Source organism: Novosphingobium humi, assembly GCF_028607105.1.
In the GTDB taxonomy this organism is placed as follows: domain Bacteria; phylum Pseudomonadota; class Alphaproteobacteria; order Sphingomonadales; family Sphingomonadaceae; genus Novosphingobium; species Novosphingobium humi.
The window spans coordinates 2,862,090-2,879,382 of sequence record NZ_CP117417.1; the positions used below are offsets into that span (position 1 = coordinate 2,862,090).

Here is a 17,293-nt window from a genome sequence, read left to right on the forward strand (position 1 = left end):
AACCGGTGCCTGTCGCCGCGTCATTCTTCGCCATTCAGGTGGCGCGGCGACAGTTTTGTCAGTCGGCAAATCGCCTCCGCGATTTGCGTGCGGCACCGGCCCTCTCCCCCGGCCCTGCCACCCAATAGCTTAACCTGATAGGGTAACAGGGCCGGGGGAGAGGACCGGCGCCGGGATCTTACTGCTCGATAATGCGGATCGCGATGGCCGCCGCCGCCGAACGCTTTTCCACGCCCAGCTTCACATAAATCCGCTCCAGATGCTTCTGCACGGTGCGCGGGCTGATATCCAGCACGTCGGAAATATCGTTGCTGGCCTTGCCATAGCCTACCCACAGCAGCACCTCGGCCTCACGCTGGGTCAGGTCCAGACTGTCGCGCAATTTGGCAACATTCTGTTCGTGGCTGATTTCATTGAGGCGGATCAGCACCTCATTCTCGCGGTAATGGGCGATCACCAACAGTTCGAGCGAGCTTTCGCCAAATTCGCCCTTCACCGCCGAACCCGGCTTGCCCCCACGCTGGAGCAGGCGCTCGACCAATTGCCCCACGGCAGGCGGCAAGCCACCCTCGCGGTTCCAATCGGGCACCAGCCGGGCGATGGCCTGTTCGGCGCGCGGGGTGCACCACAGCATCCGCCCCTGCGCATCGGTGGCCATCATCAAACGGCCGGTGGCATCAAGGCTGGCCACGCTGGCATGCATCGCGCGGCTTTGCGCCATATGCACCCGCACCCGCGCGATCAGCTCCATCAGATTGACCGGCTTGCGCACATAATCGGTGCCGCCCACCTCGAACGCCTCGACCACATGCTCGCTCTCGGTCAGGCCGGTCATGAAGATCACCGGCACATTGGCCAGTTCGGGCCGCGCCTTGATCCGGGCGGTGGTTTCAAACCCGTCGATGCCGGGCATCACCGCATCCATCAGGATCAGATCGGGCAGAATATGGCCCAGCAGATCAAGCGCAGCCTGCCCCGAGGTTGCCACCAGAACGCTCAATTCCGCGCCTTCCAACGCGGCGGTGAGCATGCGCAGCGAATCCGGTTCGTCATCGACGACCAGCACGGTCTGCGTATGAACAGGCAGCGACATGCAGTTAGCACTCCTCAAGTATGCGCGTCATGCCGCTCAGATCAAAGCGATCCAGGCATGTAAACAGTTTTCCGGCCAGTTCGGCAGTTTCGGGCTGGGCCGCCAATTGGCGGATCTCCTGCTCAAGGCCCCGCACATAACCTATTCTGAGCAATTCGCGAAGCCTTGCCGTGCGGTCTGCGACCTCGGTTGTGCCGGAATCTGACAGCTTTGTTTCATCGCTTGCCGCAAACAGCGGCAGAGCCGCCCGCGCCGGTTCGGATTCGACCCCCCATGCCAGATCGAGCAAGCCGCCGATCGTCTCGATCAGCTGATTGAAGGCGACAGGCTTGACCAGGAATTGATCATGCACGGGCTTGCGCGTTTCGGGCCGGTGGAATTCGCCCGCATTGGCCGACAGCATGAGGATGCGGATATCCTCGCCAAAGCGTTCGCGGACATGCTGGGCCGTGGTCCAGCCATCAATGCCGGGCAGCGAAATGTCGAGGATCGCCAGATCGAAGGCGGGTGAAGTCTCGCTTTCGATCAGCGCGACGGCGGTTTCGCCATTGGGCACGGCCTGCACCACAAAGCCCAGCGAGGTCAGCAATTCGGTCAGGAACTTGCGCTGTTCGGCATCGTCATCGCAGATCAGCACATGGCGCCGACGCCCCAGATAACCGCTGACCTCGCGCTTTTTGGCAGGCTGGCTGGTGGTCTGCGCCACCTCGCCCAGCATGATGGTCAGGCGGAAACAGGTGCCCTCCTCCGATGTTCCGGCCAATTCGAGTTGGCCGCCCAGAATGCCCATGATCGCCCGCGCAATCGCCAGCCCCAACCCGACGCCGGGGCGCGAATGCAGCGCATCATTGCCGCCCCGGTCAAAGGGTTCGAAAATGGCGCGCTGGTCTTCCTCGCGGATGCCGGGCCCGGTGTCGCGCACTTCAAAGGTCGCAACCTGCCCCGAATAGCGCAGGAACAGCGTGACCGAGCCCTGATCGGTATATTTGACCGCATTGAGCAGCAGGTTGAGCAGGACCTGTTTCAACCGGCTCTGATCCATCCGCACCACGGCGGGCAGGCGCCCCTGCGTTTCGTAATGGAAATCCAGCCCCTTGGCGCTGGCCGCCGGGCGCACCATGCGGATCAGTTGCTCGATGAACTGATCCAGCCGCACCGGCTCTGGCTTGACCCGGATCACGCCCACCTCGACCTGCGAAATGTCGAGCAGGGCCTCGACAAGGCTGGTGATATGTTCGGAACAGCGGCGGATGACGGTGGCCGCCTCCTGCGCGCCCGCGCCATCGTTGCGCTCGACCAATTGGGCATAGCCATAGATCGCGTTCAGCGGCGAGCGAATCTCGTGGCTGACATTGGCCAGATAGCGGCTCTTGGCCTCATTGGCGGTTTCGGCGGCCTGACGCGCCTTGACATGCTCTTCGATGGTCGATGCCGCGTGGTTCCAGCGGGCATGGCATGCCTGCCACCGGCGGAATGTGTAAAGCCCCAGCCCCGCCAGCGCGGGCATCGCCGCCAGCGTGACGCCATGAACCAGGTCGAGCGGATGGCTCAGAAGATCGAGGCCCGTCACCGCCTCGACCACCAGAGCGCCCATCAATCCCGCGCCCAGCAGGCGCCTTGCCCCTGTTTCGGCCGTGTCGAGATGGTCCAAAGCGTCGGCCTTGAGATCGACGGAGGGCGATGCTTTGGGATAATGGGGCATGATCAAGCGCCATCCCCCATACGCAGGGCGCAAGAAGAGGCCCCTGAAATCAGGATGCCGCCCAAGGGCAGCAAGGCCACAACGGCCCGCCCGCACTCCATTCGACCCATTTACAACCCTGCCTTGATCTTATCTTTCTATGTAACCTTATGTTGCATTTTGGAAACTGACTGGCAAGCTCTCTTGAGTCTAACGCTACACTGCCGCCGCCGTCATTCGCGTCCCCTTGCGCCCCTCGCGCGTCACCAGCAGCGCCAGTGTCGCCAACAGGCCGAAACCGCCCGCCACGATGAAGGCGGGCGCATAGCTGCCCCATTCCTGACGCACGAGGCCGCCGCCAAAAGCCGCCACCGCCGCGCCCACCTGATGGCCCACCGCCACCCAGCCGAACACAACCGGCGCCTCGCCCTCGCCAAAGCTGCGATTGGCGATGGCCAGCGTTGGCGGCACCGTGGCGATCCAGTCCAGTCCGTAGAAGATGGCGAAGGCCCCCAGCGAAACCGGCCCGAAATCCATGAAAGGCAAGGCAATCAGCGAAGCCCCGCGCAAGCCGTAATAGACCGCCAGCAGATAGCGCGGATTATGCCGGTCGGTCAGCCAGCCCGAGGCGGTTGTGCCCACCAGATCGAACAGACCCATCAGCGAGAGCAGCCCGGCGGCGGCCACCGGGGCAATCCCATGATCGCCGCAAAACGCGATCAGATGCGTGCCGACCAGCCCATTGGTCGTCAGCCCGCAGACGAAGAACGTGCCGAACAGCAGCCAGAATGTGCCGTTGCCGCGCACCTTCCACAGGATCTGGAGCGCAAAGAGCGGGCTGGCGCTCTGCTTGCGCGCGGGGTTTGCGCCCGGCTCCTCGCCAAAGCGGCCCACGCCTGCGCTGGCCGGGCTTTCGGGCACCAGCCAGGCCACCAGCGGTACCAGCGCCAGACAGGCAATGCCCACCGTGCGCACCACGCCCACCCATGCCCCACCCTGCGTCAGCCAGGCGAGGAAAGGCAGGAAGATCAGCGACCCCGTGGCCGTGCTGGCGGCAAAAATGCCCATCACCAGCCCCTGATTGCGCGCAAACCAGCGGTTGACCATCGTGGCGCCCAAAACGCTGGCCACCATGCCGGTGCCAAAGCCGGAAACCACGCCCCATGTCGCGGTGAATTGCCAGGCTTGCGTCATATACTGGCTGAGCAAAGCCGAGGCGCCCATCAGGGTGAGGCCGAAGATCATCACCTGACGCACGCCCACGCTCATCATCAGCGCGGCGGCAAAGGGGCCGATCAGCCCATAAAGAAAGATCCCCAGCGCGGCGGTGGCCGAAATGCTGGCCCGGTCCCAGCCGAAATGGAGTTGCAGGGGCACGATCATCACGCTGGGCGCGGAACGCACCCCGGCGGAAACCAGCAGGGCAAGAAAGGTGATCGCCGCCACCAGAAAGGCGGGGTGGAAACGGCGGCTCATGCCCGCGCTTCCCGTCCCGCGGTCTGGCCCAGATTGATGATCGCGCCGCTCATCTCCATCAGTTGCGCCCAGCCGTCTTTGCCCAAACGGCCATGGATCTGGGCCTGCAAATCCTCCCAATCCGGCTCGGCGGCGCGCAGCATGGCCCGGCCCGCATCGGTGATCTGCGCCAGCCGCGCCTTGCCCGGACCATCGGTGATGCTCACCCATCCCGCCTCCTCGATCGCGCGGATGGTGCGATAGAGCGAGGTGCGGTCCATCACCAAAAGCGTGGCCAGTTGATTGAGGACGATGGCCCCCGCCCGCTCGATATTGCGCATCAGCGCGAATTGCGTGGTGGTGATGCCATGGGGAGCCAGCGCCGCGTCATAGAGCCGGTCGAGCGTACGGGTCGCCTTGCGCAGGCTGGTGCAGGCGCAGGGGGCGCTGGCGAGGGAAGTGTGATGCATCTACATCATATCGCCCGCCGATGCGCGCCTGTCAATCGCGCCTAATTCAACCGCCCCCTATTTAACCGCCCCCTATTTAACCGACGCGGCCGCCAGAGGATCAATGCGGATCGCGGCAAGCGCGGCATGGTCCTCGGGCAAGGGTTTAGCGCCCGCCGGATGGCCGTTGATCTTCAAAAGATAGGCCACCAGCCGCGCATTATCCTTCGGCTCGAGCGTGCCGGGCGCGAATTGCGGCATGGCGCGGGCCAGATAGTCCGACAGCGCCGCCAATGATTCCCGCCCCCAATTGGCCATGAACTTTCCTTTGAGCGCAGGCACTTCCCATGTCCCCTCGGCCTGTTTGCCGTGACACATGGCGCAGCGCTCGGCAAAGACCGCCGCGCCCTCGGCGGCCTGCGCCTCGGTGTAAACGCCATTGGCCGTGCCCGCATTGGCCGGCATGGCCACCAGAGCCAAAGCCCCGGCCAACACCCATGTCCGCCCGCCCATCACGCAACCCCCTTCATGCCCGCCATAATCGGCTCGACAATCTTCATCACCTCAAGGATCGGCGCCGGATCGGGCAATTCCATACTGTCGCCCACGCCGAACATTTCGCCCAGATCAATGGGGTTGTTCATCACCACGATCCCGTCATTCTTGGCCATCAGCGAGGCATTTTTATAGCGCAGCGAATAGGATGCATCATGCTGGGGCACCAGCCATCCGGTCTGGCCGCGCACGGGAAACACCGTCCTGTCGCGCCACAGGTCGCGCGCGGCATAGCCGGTGGCGTTGATGACCACCTTTTCCTTCAACTGCCCATATTGCGAGGGATCGTTGAAGTCGCGCATCACCATCGACCCGCCGCGCTGATAGTACTCGGTCAGCAGATGATGGGCATAGGAGGGGAAGTTGAAATGCATTTCCGAGGAGCGGCGCGTATAGGCCACCGGAAAGGGATTTTCCCCCGCGGGCAGCATCATCGGATCGGGCACCAGATCCTTGATCCGGTCCATGTAATGCGCCCATTCCGATTCCTGCAAAGGCAATCCGCCCGGCTCCCACGCGCCCTTGATGGCGGGGTCGGGATCGTGATGCTTTTTGACCGGCGGCGCGTCAGACAGGGCATAAGCATCCTGAAACACCACCGGATCGCCCGGCAGGCCCAGCATCGAGCGAAAGCCCTTCCATGACAGGCGCGTCATCTGCTCCCACAGATCGCCAAAGCCCGCCCCGGCAGGCGCCGACAGGGCCACGCGCGAATCCGGCGTGAACGAACCATGCGCGCGGAAAGATCGCGTCCGCTGGATCACATCGCGGGTATAGATCGTGACCTTGAGCCCCGCCCTTTGCGCCACCACGGCGGTCGTCAGACCGATAATCCCGCAGCCCACTACCGCGATTTCCGAGGGCAGCACGGCCAGAGCCTTGCCCACCGCCACCTCCGCGCTGCCCCAGGACAGCGACCAGCCCGAGCCGCCATGGCCGTAATTATGCACGACCAGCGTATCGCCGATCATCTGTGTGCCCAAATTCGGCCCCGCCGCGCGCACCGGGCGGATGCAGCATTTCATGTCGATCAGCTGATCGGGCGTCACGCGCATCGGCGTGAGGTAAGGCCGCCGGGGCGCAGGACCGGCAGAAGCCATCTTGCCCGCCCCGGTGCAGGCCGACAAGGCCCCCACCGCACCCAAAGCCGCCCCCCCGCGCAGCATCTCGCGCCGCGCAAGACCTGCTTGCGGATACCAGTTCTGACGGCTCATCGTGATCTCCCCTTGGCGCCGCAAAGCTGCAAGGGGGCCACGTTAAAGGGAATGGCGCGAATTGCGTATAGTTTGTTTTATTCCATACTCTTGCCGGTGACAAAGGCGCGCACCAGCGGATGATCGGCATCATCGAGTTCATCGACCCGCCCGCGCCACACGATCCGCCCATTGTCCAGCATCGCCAGTTCATCGGCAATCGTGCGGGCCGAAGCCATGTCATGGGTGATCGACACAGCGGTGCAGCCCAGCGACGTCACGCGGTCGCGGATCAGTTCGTTGATCGCGCCCGCCGTGATCGGATCAAGGCCGGTGGTGGGTTCATCAAAGAACAGCAGGCTGGGCGTGCCGACGATGGCGCGGGCCAGACCCGCGCGCTTCTGCATCCCCCCGGAAAGCTCGGACGGATAGCGGTCGGCCACATCGGGCGCGAGCTTGACCAAGGCCAAAGCCTCGACCGCCCGCTCGCGCGCCTCGCGCCGCCCGATGCCATCGGCGTTGATCAGGCGGAAGGCGACATTTTCCCAGACCGGCAGGCTGTCAAACAGCGCGCCGCCCTGAAACAGCATGCCGATGCCGCGAAAACTGGCGCGGCGCTCGGCCTCGCTTTGCCGCGTCACATCCACGCCATCGAGCAGCACCTGCCCCGCATCGGGCTTCATCAGCCCCAGCGCCAGCTTGAGCGTCACCGACTTGCCCTGGCCCGAACGGCCCAGCAGCGCCAGCGAGCGCCCCGGCGCCACCGCCAGATCCAGCCCGTCCAGCACCACCTGCGCGCCGAAACGCTTGGTGATGCCCGTCCATGCGATTTTGGAAGTGATGGTCATTTGAGGGCAAACACCGAAGTCAGCAGATAGTCCGAAGCCAGGATCAGCACGGCGGCCGACACCATGGCCGAGGTGGTGGCCCGGCCCACGCCGCGCGCGCCGCCCTTGGCATTGTCGCCATGGAAACAGCCCATCAGGCCGATGATGAAACCGAACACCGCCGATTTTATCAGCCCCGATTCCACGTCCCACGCGGTCAAAAAGTCCATCGTGTTGGTGATATAGATACTGGGCGAGAGGTCGATCAGGTAATTCGACACCTGCATGCCGCCCGCAACACCGATGATGTCGGTGATCAGCGTCAGCAGCGGCAGGCTGAGCGTGGCCGCGATCAGGCGCGGGGCGATCAGATAGCGGCGCGGGTCGGTGGAGAGCGTGACCATCGCATCGACCTGTTCGGTCGCGCGCATCGCCCCGATTTCCGAGGCCATGGCCGACGCCACGCGCCCGGCCAGCATCAGCGCGGCCAGCACCGGCCCCAGTTCGCGCGTTATGCCCAGCGCGACGATCTGGGGCAGCACGGTTTCGGCATTGAACCGATCACCGCCGGAATAGATATTCAGCGCCAGCGCCGCGCCCGTGAACCACGCCGTCAGCCCCACCACCGGCAGCGAGAGGAAACCCACGCTGGCGAATTGGGCGATGATCTGGCGCGGATACCATGGCGGCGAAAGGGCGGCGCCAAGGCCGCGCGCGGCAAACAGCCCCACGCGGCCGATGGCGGCCACCCCTTCCAGTGTGGCGCGCCCAAGGGCCGCCACCGGGTTTGTGGAGAACAGCCCCATGGCTTACATCTCGGGCAGGTCAGAGGATGCCTTGGGGGCAGCAGAGGCGGGGGCGGGGGTCTTGGCCGCGCTGTCGGCTGAGGAAGCAGCCGACGAGCCGCTCTGCGGGCGGATGAACTGTCCGATCAGACCGAACAGATCGACCGCGCCCTGCGTGTTGTTGATCTCGCCGCCCGGCTTCAGATCATCCTCGGCCCCGCCCGGCGTCAGCGCGATATGCGCGCCGCCCAGCAGGCCGTCGCTGGTGATCTTGGCCGTCGAATCCGAGGGCAGCTTCACATCCTTGGTCAGCGTGAGATGCATCACCGCCAGATAGGTCTTGGGGTCGATCGTCACATCGCTGACCGCGCCCACCTTGACCCCCGAAACCGTCACCTTGGCGCCGGGCTGAATGCCGCCGGCCTCTCCAAAGCGCGCGCTCACCTCATAGGTGCCGCTGCTGTGCTTCAATCCGGAAACGCCCAGCGCATAGGTCAGCATCAAGGCGGCAAAGGCCAGCACGGCAAAGCCCATGATCGTTTCGGCCCAACTTGCCCTCATGCGTTATTCCCACCCTTTTTCTTGTGCTTACTTGCCGCTGCGCAGGATCTTGCCCGAGCCGCCATCCTTGATCAACTGGGCGATCAGCACGTCGATCTTGCCGCCATTGTTGTCGATGGTCGAGACGAAATCCTGCTGCTGGGTAATGGCCAGCCAGACGCCCGACACCTGAACATCGACAACTTTCCAGCCCGAGCCGTCATTGAGCACGCGCCAGACCAGATTGGTGGGCGCGCTCGACCGGCCCCCGGCCAGTTGCGTGGTGACCAGCACATCGCCCGGCTTGCGCACCAGCGAGCCGAGCACCACGACCTTTTCGCCGTGATAATCGTTGATCCGGCTCATATAAACGCCCTCGGCATAGGTGCGGAAGGCGGCGGCAAAGCGGTTATATTGGTCGGGCGTCGCGCTGCGGGCATATTTGCCCAGCACAAAGCGCGTCACCTTGGGCACATCGACCAGACGGTTGATAAGGACGCGGAACGCCTCCTTCTTGGCCGCATCATTCTTGGCCCGGTCGTTCAGCACGGCCAGCACTTCGCGTGCGCCCTGCTGGACAAACGCCTCGGCATTGGCATCGCGGGCGGATTGGGCAAGCGCCACAGGCGCGGCGACCGGCAGCGCGGCGGCTACCACACCTGCCACGCCCAGCGCGAAAGACAGCTTCAGATCAGCGCGAAACATCGACAGCTCCATGACCAGCATCGTGGGGGATTACATTGGCCTGCCGGTCGCGGAACCTCTTGGCCGCGACACAGGTTTTGGTCAATGCCCAAGCCCCGCACCAACGCGTGAAGAAAATCCGCCGGATCAAGATCCGGCATCCCTGAAAAATCACGCCGAATCAGAAATTCGGCGCCGTTGAAAGCCGACCGAATCAAAAATCCGGTAATGCCGCCGCCTTACCCGTGGCGTCCTGAACAACGGCTGCACGCTGCTGGCTGTAGGCTGCGCGGGTAAAGGCATAGGGATCGGACGCGCCGTAAATGGCCGCCATCGTGCTGTCATTCTTTTCGCGCCAGTTGATCCCGGCCATCGCATAGCGCGCCGCGCCGCCCGGCGAGGTAAAGACGCCGCCGATCACAAAACCTACCGGATCGGTGAACGTATCGACCAGCCGCCCAAACCCGTCGCGCACATTCGACGGCCCAAGGAAGGGCAGCATCACATAAGGCCCCGGCTTGGCCCCATAACGGCCCAGCGTCTGGCCAAAGTCAGCCGGGCGCCGCCGCAACCCGCCCGCCGAGGCGACATCGATCAGCCCGCCGATGCCGATCGTCGAATTGATCGCGAAACGCACCGTGGTTTTCAGCGCCCGCCCGATCTTGAGCTGGACCACCTGATTGATCGCGGTGCTCGGCTCATCCAGATTGAGGATGGCATTGTTGATCCCGGCGCGAAAAAACCGGGGCGTCACCGCGCGATAGCCATGGGCGACCGGGGCCAGCATCTTGCTTTCAAAGAAAAGATCAAAGGCGAAAATGTCGCGATTGGGCTTTTGCCAGGGATCGCGCAGCACCAGAGGCTCGCTGGCCGGGGCCGCATCCATGGGCGCAGCGGCATCGGCAGGCGCGGGAGGATTGGCCGCAACCGGGGCATTGTCGGCGCTCGGCGCGCTCTGGGCGTTGGCCGGGGCTGCGGTCTGGGGCGCGCTGGGGGCGGCCTGCTGGGGATCGCCCGCGCCGCCATCCAGCGGCAGGGCGGCGATATGGGGCGCCTCGTTGGCCCGCGCCAGCAGCGATCCGCCGGACGGGGCCATAGCTGGTACAGATGGGGCCGGAGCAGGTGAAGCCGGAACCGAAGAAACACTGGCCAGCAGCAGGGCCGATAGGGGCATTACGATCATATCCAAGCTTCCATCATTATGCCCGCCCCGCAGGATCGCCACCCCATGGCGGTCCCGGGTTTGAGCATCACCCGAATCCCCTTCCCTTCGCCAGAGCATTTTTCTGAAGGCAAAGCAATTCCCGCCAGAGATCGTCCGCCGCGATACCTTGCGTCAAACTGCCCCCTTTGCGCGCTTGCGGCCCATGCTAGACATGCCCCCGGCGCAGGCGCAGATGGGGAGCAGGGATGCGATTGACAATAGGCATGATGGCTTTGGCGTTGATGACCCCGGCCATGGCCGACCCCGCCCTGGCCGCCCCGCGCAAGGTTGTCATCACCCGCGACACATGGGGCATCGCCCATGTTTGGGGGCAAACCGATGCCGATGCGGTCTATGGCATGGTCTATGCCCAGGCGCAGGATGACTTCAACCGGATCGAGGCCAATTACCTGACCAACCTTGGCCGCATGGCCGAGGCGGAAGGGGAAAAGGCGATCTGGCAGGATCTGCGCCAGCGCCTGTTTATCGACCCGGCGCAGCTCAAAGCCGATTATGCGCGCAGCCCGGCTTGGCTCAAGGCGATCATGGAGGCCTGGGCGGGCGGGCTGAACGCTTATCTGGGCGATCACCCGGAGGTCAAACCGCGCGTCCTGACGCATTTCGAGCCGTGGATGGCCCTCTCCTTCACCGAGGGCAGCATCGGCGGCGATATTGAGGGCATTGCCCTTTCGCAGCTCGAAGGCTTCTACACCCGGCGCAAACTGGCCATGACGGGCGAGGAGCGCGGGCTGATTTTCCGCGAGCCGCAGGGTTCCAACGGCTTCGCCATCGCGCCGAGCCACAGCCAAAGCGGCCACGCGCTGCTCTACATCAACCCGCACACCACCTTCTACTTCCGCTCCGAACTGCAGATGACCAGCGCGCAGGGTCTCAACGCCTATGGCGCGGTGACATGGGGCCAGCCCTTCATTTATCAGGGCTTTAATCAACATGCCGGATGGATGCATACATCGAGCGGGGTGGATAATGTGGATGAATATGCCGAAACCATTGTTGATGGACCAAAGGGCAAGGGCTACAAATATGGCGCGCAGACCCGCCCGCTGATCGTGCGCCCCATCACCCTGTCCTATCGCATGGCCGACGGCACGATGGCGCAGCGCACTTTCGAAACCTATGCCACCCACCATGGCCCGATCATCCGCGAGGAAGGCGGCAAATGGATTTCCATCGCGCTGATGAACAAGCCCGTGCCCGCGCTGGAGCAGAGCTTTCTGCGCACCAAGGCGCATGATCTGGCCGGTTTCCTGAAAATCGCCGGGCTCAAGGCCAACAGTTCGAACAACACGCTCTTTGCCGATGACAAGGGCCATATCGCCTATCTCCACCCGCAATTCGTGCCGATCCGCGACCAGCGTTTTGATTGGCGCGCGCCCGTCGATGGGGCCGATCCGCGCACCGACTGGATGGGGCTGCATCCGTTGTCCGATCTGCCGCAGGTGATCGATCCGAAGAATGGCTGGGCCTATAACACCAACAATGCGCCATGGAGTGCGGCGGGGGCGGATTCGCCGAAAAAGGGCGCCTATCCGGCCTATATGGACGAGGTGGGCGCCAATCCGCGCGGACCCCATGCCGAGCGCGTTCTGGCCGCTACGCCGCGCTTTACCCTCGACAGCCTGATTGCGGCGGGCCACGATCCGTGGCTGCCCGCGTTTGACCGGCTGCTGCCGCGCCTGTTCGCGGCGGATGCGGCCGCCCCCTCGCCCGCACGGGCCGAGGCCATCGCCCTGCTCAAAAGCTGGGACCATCGTACCTCCACCGCCTCTACCGCCGAGACGCTGGCCATTGTCTGGGGCGAAAACCTCTGGGCCAAGGGGGCCGAAAGCGCGAAGAAGCAGCGCATGAGCCTGTGGGACTGGATGGACGAACAGGCCACCAATGAGCAGCGCCTTGCCGCCTTGGATGAGGCGATGGCGCGTTTGACCAAGGACTTTGGCGACTGGCGCGTGCCATGGGGCGAACTCAACCGCTATCAGCGCCTGACCGGGGCGATTGTCCAGCCCTATGACGATGCGCGGCCCAGCCTGCCGGTGGCCTTCACCTCCTCGCAATGGGGGGCGCTGGCGGTGTCGAGCGGGCCGAAGGTGCCGGGGATGAAGCGCTATTACGGGAACAGGGGCAACAGTTTTATCGCCGCGGTCGAATTCGGCCCGCGCGTCACCGCCCGCGCCATCAGCACGGGCGGCGCCAGCGGCGATCCCAAATCCCCCCATTTCACCGATCAGGCCCAGCGCTATCTGGCGGGCGACCTGCGCCCGGTCTGGTTCTATCGGGCGGACATCAAGGCCCATGCCGAGAGCACCCGCGTGCTGATCCGGCGTTAATGCGATTTCCGCTCAGGCTTACGCCAGCGGAAAAGCAACGCTCAAACGCCGCGCGGGCTTGTCGCGCCTTTCCGATCCTGCCGGATCGAAAGACACTCTAAACAGCAAGCGTCCCCAACATCCCGCCGTCCGCCGCCCAACTCTGCGCGGTGACATGCGATGCATCATCGGCGAGCAAAAAGGCGGCGACAGCGGCGGCCTCATCGGCGGTGCCGATCCGCCCCTGCGGCACGCGGGCGGCCATGGCGGGGCGCTGCGCCTCGGGCACATCGGCCAGCATCGGCGTTTCGATGAAACCGGGCAGCAGGCAATTGCAGCGCACGCCAAAGGGCGCGGCCTCCATCGCCACGGCGCGGGCGATGCCTTGCGCGGCGTGCTTGCTGGCCACATAGGCGACATTGCCCGCCATGCCCCGCACCGAGGCCAGCGACCCGGTGATCAGGATCGCGCCCCGTCGCCGCTCCATCATGCCCGGCAACACGTGGGCGATGGCCCAGAACAGCGAGGTGGTGTTGACCCGCATCACCTCGTCAAACATCGCATCGCCATAATCCGAAACCGGCGCAAAGGCCCCGCCGGTTCCAGCATTCAGGAACAGGGCGTCGATCGGCCCGTTCTGCGCTTCCAGAGCATCGAGCGCCCCGATCAGTTGCGCCTTGTCGCCCACATCGGCGGCGGCCCAGCCCGCGTTCAACTGCGCGCCCAGATCGCGGAGCATCCCCTCACGCCGCGCGATCAGGCCCAGCCTGCCGCCGCCGGCCGCGATCCTCTCGGCGGTGGCCCGGCCTATGCCGGTGCTGGCCCCGGTGATGACGATATGGCGGCCTGCGAAATTCATGCCTTTCTCCCTATTAGTTTATGCGCGCCACTTTGTATCCATTCCTGACAGAAATCCAGTGCGATAATCGCAGCGGATGACTTGCTGTTTTCAATGGGCTAGACTCAATGCAAACAATTGCACAATGCTCCAGAGAGGCCCATGACCAACGCCGAGCTTTCCCCTCTGTTCTTTCTGGCCATGGCCGTCATACTGGCCGCCTCGCGCATGGTGGGCTGGGCCGCGCGCCGCTTTCTGGGCCAGCCGCAGGTGGTGGGCGAGATGATCGCGGGCGTACTGCTGGGGCCTTCGCTGCTGGGCTGGCTGGCGCCGGGGGTCGAGGCGATGCTGTTTCCGGCCGATCTGAAAAAGCTGCTCTATGTCGGCGCACAACTGGGCGTGGGCCTCTATATGTTTCTGGTCGGCCTGACCTTCAGCCGCGAGGAATTCCGCCTGAACGCCGGGCGCGCGGCGGCGGTCTCGATTGCGGGCATGGCCGCGCCCTTTGCAGTGGCGGTGGCGATGGCGCCCTGGCTGGTCGCGCAAAGCGGCCTGTTCATGCCCCATGTCGGCGTGGCGCAGGCCGGCCTGTTTCTGGGCGCGGCGATTGCGATCACGGCCTTTCCGATGCTGGCGCGAATCATCCATGAACAGGGGCTGGCAGGCACCCGGATGGGCACGCTCAGCCTTGCCGCAGGCGCGATCGGCGATGCGGGCGCATGGGTGGTGGTGGCGCTGGTGCTGGCCAGCCTTGGCGCGGGACCGGCCGTGGCGATCAAGGCGGCGGGGGGCGGACTGGGTTTTGCGCTGGTGATGGCGCTGGTCGCGCCGCGCCTGCTGGCCCCGCTGGGCCGCCGGGTCGAGGCGCGGGGGATGAATGATGGCGTGCTGACGCTGATCCTGGCGCTTTTCCTGATCTGCGCTTGGGCGATGGATGCCTGCGGGATGCATGCGGTGTTCGGCGGCTTTCTGCTGGGCACGGCCATGCCGCGCGGCGCTCTGGTCGAAGGGCTGCGGGCGCGGCTCGAACCCTTTGCCACCACTTTCCTCCTGCCGATGTTCTTCACTTTCTCCGGGCTCAACACCCGACTTCAGGTGCTGGGCAAGCTCGATCTGGTGCTGGTCACGCTGGCGATCATGGCGGCGGCCGTGCTGGCCAAGGGCGGCGCCTGCTATCTGGCCGCGCGCCTCTCGGGCGAGGACAATCGCAGCGCGCTGGGCATAGGCGCGCTGATGAATGCGCGCGGGTTGATGGAGCTGATCATCATCAACATCGGGCTTCAGGCCGGGATTATCGGGCCGGGCCTGTTTGCGATTCTCGTGCTGATGGCGATTGTCACCACGCTGATGGCCTCGCCCCTGCTGGCGCTTTCGCGCCGGTTTGGTTGAGGCCGCAAACAGCGTTTGGCGCTGGTTGAAAGGATTGCGAGTTTTGTCGATTTTTTGCCTTGCCATCCCGCCGCTCTATGGCTAAACGCCCGCCTCACCGCTGGAGTGCCGCTTTAGCTCAGCCGGTAGAGCACATCATTCGTAATGATGGGGTCAGGTGTTCGAGTCACCTAAGCGGCACCATTTTTCCAAGCGTTTAATCCCACCTTCGTCGGCAAATTCATCGGGCCGCCTCCGCGCGCGCACTTTCCTCGTGCCCCACACACAGCAAACCCCCGCTCCCCATGGGGAGGCGAGGGCTGGCCTGTGAGAGAAGGTTTGTGCTGAAGCCGTCGGCTCAGGCCGCGCGGCCGAAGTCGGCGTCATCCTCGTCCTCGCCGCCGCTCATCATATCCAGCGCAAAGCCTTTGACGCGCTCTTGCTGGTGCATGACGGAGTTGGGCTTGGCCTTCTTGGCGCGGGCGCGCGGCGGCGGGGGCGCGGCGCGGGTCTGGCGCGCAGGAGCGCTGTGCTGGACGGGCTGTGGGCTGCTCATGCCGTCCTCGGCGCTGACGCGGAAGAAGGAAACAATGTGCTGCAATTCGTCGGCCTGCGAGGCCAGTTCCTCCGAGGTCGAGGAAATTTCGACCGAGGCGCTGGCGTTCTTTTGGGTCACGCGGTCAAGCTGCTGGATCGCCTCATTGATCTGCGACGCGCCAATATCCTGTTCGCGGCATGCGGCGCTGATTTCCGACACCAGTTCGGCGGTGCGGCGAATATCGGGCACCAGTTTGGTCAGCATCTCGCCCGCCTCGGCCGCGGCCTTCACCGTATCGGAGGACACGGCCACGATCTCGGCGGCGGCCACCTGGCTGCGTTCGGCCAACTTGCGCACCTCGGAGGCGACCACGGCAAAGCCCTTGCCATGTTCGCCCGCGCGGGCCGCCTCCACGGCCGCGTTCAGCGCCAAAAGATCGGTCTGGCGCGCAATTTCCTGCACAATGCCGATCTTGGCCGCAATGGTGCGCATCGCGCCCACCGCCTTGTCCACCGCCGCGCCCGACAATTCGGCGTCGCGCGATGACTGGCGGGCGATCTTTTCGGTCTGGGCGGCATTGTCGGCATTCTGGCGGATATTGCCTGCCATCTGCTCCATGGATGCCGAGGCCTCCTCGGTCGAGGCGGCCTGTTCGCTGGCGCCCTCGGACAATTGTTCGGAACTGGCGGCCATCTGGTTGCTGCCGGCGGCCACATGCCCGGCCGCGCCGCCCACGTTAAGGGCAAAGGCGCGCAGATTGTCGATCAAACGGTTGACCGAATTCTTCATCTTCTGATGGTCGCCGTGGCATTCGATCTCGACCCGTTCGAGCAGATCGCCCTTGCTGGCCAGATCCAGCACACGGTTGCCCTCGGCAATGGGCAGCAGGATCGCGTCGAGCATCCCGTTGATCCCGGCGATCAGCGCGGCAAAATCACCGACAAACCGGCGATCATCGCCCCGCTCGCTCAATTGCCCCGCCGTGGAGGCGTCGATCAGGCGGTGGATTTCCGTGGTGATCGCGCGCAGATTGGCACGCAATGTCTCGATCGTCTCGTTGATAAAGGCCTTCTTGCCGGGGAATTGTTCGAGCGGCGCGTCAAAATCGCCCTCGCCGAACGCTTTCACACAGGCCATGGCCTTTTTCTTCACCGCGATATGCCCGGCCACCATATCGTTGATGCCCCGCGCCACGGTGGCGAAATCGCCCTGAAACTTTTCGGCGCGCACCATGACGTCGATGTCGCCCTTGTCATGCTCGGCCGCCATGTAGTTCATCTCGGTGATCAGCCCGCGCAGATTGGCGCGCAATGTCTCGATCGTCTCGTTGATAAAGGCCTTCTTGCCGGGCAACTGGTCCATCGGCGCGTCGAAATTGCCGACGCTGAATTCCTTGACGCAGGCCATGGCCTTTTTCTTCACGGCGATATGCCCGGCCACCATATCATTGATGCCGCGCGCCATCTGGGCCAGATCGCCCCGGAATTTGTCCACCGGCATGATCGCGTCAATGTCGCCCCGGTCATGTTCGAGCGACATGGCGGCAATGCCCTGCCCCAGCGCCTGGACCGGCTGGGTCGCGCTGTCGAGCAGGCGGTTGATCGCGCCGAGGATCACCTGCGTCTGGCCCTTGCCCACCGAGGGGTCGGTGCGCGCGCCAAGATCGCCGCCGAGCATGGCGGCTTCGACACGTTCAATCTCGGCCACGATGGATGCGGGCGAAACGCTGGAGAAAATGCTGAGCGCCATGAACCAA

Annotated in this window: 15 protein-coding genes, 1 tRNA gene and 2 pseudogenes; 4 read left to right on the forward strand and 14 right to left on the reverse strand. The window is 64.5% G+C overall.

The window, feature by feature from the left end:
• Positions 1 to 178 precede the first annotated feature (178 nt).
• From PQ457_RS13540 to PQ457_RS13585, 10 genes are all read right to left on the reverse strand, one after another.
• The gene (locus PQ457_RS13540) at positions 179 to 1,093 is read right to left on the reverse strand and encodes a response regulator transcription factor (protein ID WP_273617334.1); all 915 of its coding nucleotides are present in this window, start codon (positions 1,091 to 1,093) and stop codon (positions 179 to 181) included.
• A gap of 4 nt (positions 1,094 to 1,097) precedes the next feature.
• Positions 1,098 to 2,795, reverse strand: a complete 1,698-nt coding sequence (locus tag PQ457_RS13545) for a hybrid sensor histidine kinase/response regulator (RefSeq protein ID WP_273617335.1) — start codon at positions 2,793 to 2,795, stop codon at positions 1,098 to 1,100.
• Between the two features lie 195 nt (positions 2,796 to 2,990).
• The gene (locus tag PQ457_RS13550) at positions 2,991 to 4,250 is read right to left on the reverse strand and encodes an MFS transporter (protein WP_273617336.1); all 1,260 of its coding nucleotides are present in this window, start codon (positions 4,248 to 4,250) and stop codon (positions 2,991 to 2,993) included.
• Positions 4,247 to 4,699 carry a MarR family winged helix-turn-helix transcriptional regulator gene (locus PQ457_RS13555; RefSeq protein WP_273617337.1) on the reverse strand — a complete coding sequence of 151 codons (453 nt, stop codon included), beginning with the start codon at positions 4,697 to 4,699 and terminating at the stop codon, positions 4,247 to 4,249. Before PQ457_RS13555 ends, PQ457_RS13550 begins: the two co-directional genes overlap by 4 nt.
• Positions 4,700 to 4,771: 72 nt before the next feature.
• Positions 4,772 to 5,191, reverse strand: coding sequence for a c-type cytochrome (locus PQ457_RS13560; protein WP_273619331.1), 420 nt, complete (start codon positions 5,189 to 5,191; stop codon positions 4,772 to 4,774).
• A complete protein-coding gene (locus PQ457_RS13565; RefSeq protein WP_273617338.1) occupies positions 5,191 to 6,447 on the reverse strand; it encodes an FAD-dependent oxidoreductase in 1,257 nt (418 codons plus the stop codon). Before PQ457_RS13565 ends, PQ457_RS13560 begins: the two co-directional genes overlap by 1 nt.
• A 77-nt stretch (positions 6,448 to 6,524) precedes the next feature.
• Positions 6,525 to 7,274 carry an ABC transporter ATP-binding protein gene (locus PQ457_RS13570; RefSeq protein WP_273617339.1) on the reverse strand — a complete coding sequence of 250 codons (750 nt, stop codon included), beginning with the start codon at positions 7,272 to 7,274 and terminating at the stop codon, positions 6,525 to 6,527.
• A complete protein-coding gene (locus PQ457_RS13575; RefSeq protein ID WP_273617340.1) occupies positions 7,271 to 8,059 on the reverse strand; it encodes an MlaE family ABC transporter permease in 789 nt (262 codons plus the stop codon). Before PQ457_RS13575 ends, PQ457_RS13570 begins: the two co-directional genes overlap by 4 nt.
• Before the next feature lie 3 nt (positions 8,060 to 8,062).
• Positions 8,063 to 8,599 (reverse strand): outer membrane lipid asymmetry maintenance protein MlaD, encoded by a 537-nt coding sequence (gene mlaD / locus PQ457_RS13580; RefSeq protein ID WP_273617341.1) that lies wholly within the window; start codon positions 8,597 to 8,599, stop codon positions 8,063 to 8,065.
• Positions 8,600 to 8,626: 27 nt separating this feature from the next.
• Positions 8,627 to 9,283 (reverse strand): MlaC/ttg2D family ABC transporter substrate-binding protein, encoded by a 657-nt coding sequence (locus PQ457_RS13585; protein WP_273617342.1) that lies wholly within the window; start codon positions 9,281 to 9,283, stop codon positions 8,627 to 8,629.
• 10 nt (positions 9,284 to 9,293) lie between these two features.
• Here PQ457_RS13585 and PQ457_RS13590 point away from each other — a divergent pair, with 10 nt between their 5' ends.
• A complete protein-coding gene (locus tag PQ457_RS13590; protein WP_273617343.1) occupies positions 9,294 to 9,464 on the forward strand; it encodes a hypothetical protein in 171 nt (56 codons plus the stop codon).
• Positions 9,465 to 9,476: 12 nt separating this feature from the next.
• Here the strand turns inward: PQ457_RS13590 and PQ457_RS13595 are convergent, their stop codons facing one another.
• Positions 9,477 to 10,445 carry an MlaA family lipoprotein gene (locus PQ457_RS13595; protein ID WP_273617344.1) on the reverse strand — a complete coding sequence of 323 codons (969 nt, stop codon included), beginning with the start codon at positions 10,443 to 10,445 and terminating at the stop codon, positions 9,477 to 9,479.
• 275 nt (positions 10,446 to 10,720) lie between these two features.
• Here PQ457_RS13595 and PQ457_RS13600 point away from each other — a divergent pair, with 275 nt between their 5' ends.
• Entirely contained in the window at positions 10,721 to 12,814 is a 2,094-nt protein-coding gene (locus tag PQ457_RS13600; RefSeq protein WP_273617345.1) for a penicillin acylase family protein, read from the forward strand.
• A 97-nt stretch (positions 12,815 to 12,911) separates the two neighbouring features.
• Here the strand turns inward: PQ457_RS13600 and PQ457_RS13605 are convergent, their stop codons facing one another.
• Positions 12,912 to 13,652 carry an SDR family NAD(P)-dependent oxidoreductase gene (locus PQ457_RS13605; RefSeq protein WP_273617346.1) on the reverse strand — a complete coding sequence of 247 codons (741 nt, stop codon included), beginning with the start codon at positions 13,650 to 13,652 and terminating at the stop codon, positions 12,912 to 12,914.
• Between the two features lie 141 nt (positions 13,653 to 13,793).
• On the opposite strand from PQ457_RS13605, the gene PQ457_RS13610 reads away from it, so the two are divergent.
• The gene (locus tag PQ457_RS13610) at positions 13,794 to 15,020 is read left to right on the forward strand and encodes a cation:proton antiporter (protein WP_273617347.1); all 1,227 of its coding nucleotides are present in this window, start codon (positions 13,794 to 13,796) and stop codon (positions 15,018 to 15,020) included.
• A gap of 107 nt (positions 15,021 to 15,127) precedes the next feature.
• A tRNA-Thr gene (locus PQ457_RS13615) sits at positions 15,128 to 15,203 on the forward strand.
• Between the two features lie 154 nt (positions 15,204 to 15,357).
• On the opposite strand, the pseudogene PQ457_RS22260 reads toward PQ457_RS13615, so the two are convergent.
• Together PQ457_RS22260 and PQ457_RS22265 are read right to left on the reverse strand one after the other, a co-directional pair.
• Positions 15,358 to 16,449: pseudogene (locus PQ457_RS22260) on the reverse strand (methyl-accepting chemotaxis protein); the annotation flags it as partial.
• Positions 16,450 to 16,620: 171 nt separating this feature from the next.
• Positions 16,621 to 17,286: pseudogene (locus PQ457_RS22265) on the reverse strand (HAMP domain-containing protein); the annotation flags it as partial.
• Positions 17,287 to 17,293 lie beyond the last annotated feature (7 nt).

What these genes read in the sequence shown, in the direction of transcription:
- PQ457_RS13595 (WP_273617344.1), bottom strand. Translation starts at nt 10,445, where the DNA reads ATGATCGTAATGCCCCTATCGGCCCTGCTGCTGGCCAGTGTTTCTTCG.
- PQ457_RS13545 (WP_273617335.1), bottom strand. Translation starts at nt 2,795, where the DNA reads ATGCCCCATTATCCCAAAGCATCGCCCTCCGTCGATCTCAAGGCCGAC.
- PQ457_RS13590 (WP_273617343.1), top strand. Translation starts at nt 9,294, where the DNA reads ATGACCAGCATCGTGGGGGATTACATTGGCCTGCCGGTCGCGGAACCT.
- PQ457_RS13560 (WP_273619331.1), bottom strand. Translation starts at nt 5,191, where the DNA reads ATGGGCGGGCGGACATGGGTGTTGGCCGGGGCTTTGGCTCTGGTGGCC.
- PQ457_RS13565 (WP_273617338.1), bottom strand. Translation starts at nt 6,447, where the DNA reads ATGAGCCGTCAGAACTGGTATCCGCAAGCAGGTCTTGCGCGGCGCGAG.
- PQ457_RS13540 (WP_273617334.1), bottom strand. Translation starts at nt 1,093, where the DNA reads ATGTCGCTGCCTGTTCATACGCAGACCGTGCTGGTCGTCGATGACGAA.
- PQ457_RS13550 (WP_273617336.1), bottom strand. Translation starts at nt 4,250, where the DNA reads ATGAGCCGCCGTTTCCACCCCGCCTTTCTGGTGGCGGCGATCACCTTT.
- PQ457_RS13575 (WP_273617340.1), bottom strand. Translation starts at nt 8,059, where the DNA reads ATGGGGCTGTTCTCCACAAACCCGGTGGCGGCCCTTGGGCGCGCCACA.
- PQ457_RS13605 (WP_273617346.1), bottom strand. Translation starts at nt 13,652, where the DNA reads ATGAATTTCGCAGGCCGCCATATCGTCATCACCGGGGCCAGCACCGGC.
- PQ457_RS13555 (WP_273617337.1), bottom strand. Translation starts at nt 4,699, where the DNA reads ATGCATCACACTTCCCTCGCCAGCGCCCCCTGCGCCTGCACCAGCCTG.
- PQ457_RS13585 (WP_273617342.1), bottom strand. Translation starts at nt 9,283, where the DNA reads ATGTTTCGCGCTGATCTGAAGCTGTCTTTCGCGCTGGGCGTGGCAGGT.
- PQ457_RS13610 (WP_273617347.1), top strand. Translation starts at nt 13,794, where the DNA reads ATGACCAACGCCGAGCTTTCCCCTCTGTTCTTTCTGGCCATGGCCGTC.
- mlaD (WP_273617341.1), bottom strand. Translation starts at nt 8,599, where the DNA reads ATGAGGGCAAGTTGGGCCGAAACGATCATGGGCTTTGCCGTGCTGGCC.
- PQ457_RS13570 (WP_273617339.1), bottom strand. Translation starts at nt 7,274, where the DNA reads ATGACCATCACTTCCAAAATCGCATGGACGGGCATCACCAAGCGTTTC.
- PQ457_RS13600 (WP_273617345.1), top strand. Translation starts at nt 10,721, where the DNA reads ATGGCCGACCCCGCCCTGGCCGCCCCGCGCAAGGTTGTCATCACCCGC.